Genomic DNA, 1072 nt, shown 5'->3' with positions numbered 1-1072 from the left:
TGCGCCGACCTCACCACTGAACGGATCGGCCAAGAACCGCTCCGCCGTCAGTTCGGGCCGGTTCAGATAGCCACGCGCGACCCCCGCCCCGCCAATGTAGAGCTCTCCCACCGCTCCCAACGGAACGGGCGCGCCATGGCCATCGAGCAGATACACACGCGTGTTCGCAATCGGACGGCCGATGGGGAGCCGCTGCAATGTCTCATCAATCGCGGTAATCTCGCAGACTGTCGCAAAAGTCGTCGTCTCGGTCGGACCGTAGCAATGCAGGAGATGTTGCGGTCGGCTCTGGCTCAAAATCCGTGCGACTGCCGCCACATCAACCGCATCACCGCCAACCAATAGCAACCGCAAACTCGCCGGCACCGGGCCCAAATCAGCAGCGCTCTGGTTGAACAACCCGGCCGTCAAATGCAGGACGCTAATGCGGTGCTGCTGAACCAGGCCGCGCAGCACCCCTGGTTGCAGCGCATCAGTGTATGGAATCACGATCAGGCTAGAGCCGTGTAGCAGCGGTGCCCAGACTTCCAGTGTACTGATATCAAACGCGGGGTTGCCCACCCACGCCACACGATCACTCGCATTGAACTGCGCATATCCGTTGTTGATGACCAGTCGGTTTACGGCACGATGAGGAACAACAACCCCCTTCGGAAGGCCGGTCGAGCCGGAGGTGTACATGACGTAGGCGGCAGCCTCGGCGGTCAATGCCAAGCCAGGATCGGTGCTAAGGCCTGCTCCAGTCATGAGCGGCTCAATAGGCAGAACAGGAATCGTCACCTCGACCAGATCATCATCACTGTTGGTGAGCACCAGGCGCGCAGCACAGTCGGCCATCATCCAGCTCTGTCGCGCTGGTGGAAGACTGCGATCGATCGGCACATAAACTCCGCCCGCCTTCAGGATCGCCAGCTGTGCCACCACCAGGACGACGGAGCGATCCAGCATTGTCGCAAGGCGATCCCCGGGCGTGACCCCGAGTGCGATCAGATGATGCGCCAGGCGGTTGGCCCGCGCATTGAGCTCGCCATAGCTCAAGCGTTCGTCCGCACAGACCACCGCCACCGCATCC

General features: G+C 61.7%; 1 protein-coding gene. It reads right to left on the bottom strand.

Going from position 1 to position 1072, the window contains the following annotated elements; translation table 11 throughout:
- Positions 1–1059: amino acid adenylation domain-containing protein (locus IVA74_RS08790; protein WP_346657514.1), on the bottom strand; the 1059-nt coding region annotated here is incomplete at its 3' end.
- Positions 1060–1072: the final 13 nt, after the last annotated feature.

The sequence above is a fragment of the Bradyrhizobium sp. 132 genome (genome assembly GCF_023074185.1).
In the GTDB taxonomy this organism is placed as follows: Bacteria; Pseudomonadota; Alphaproteobacteria; order Rhizobiales; family Xanthobacteraceae; genus Bradyrhizobium.
This window is presented reverse-complemented; position numbering and strand designations above follow the sequence as displayed.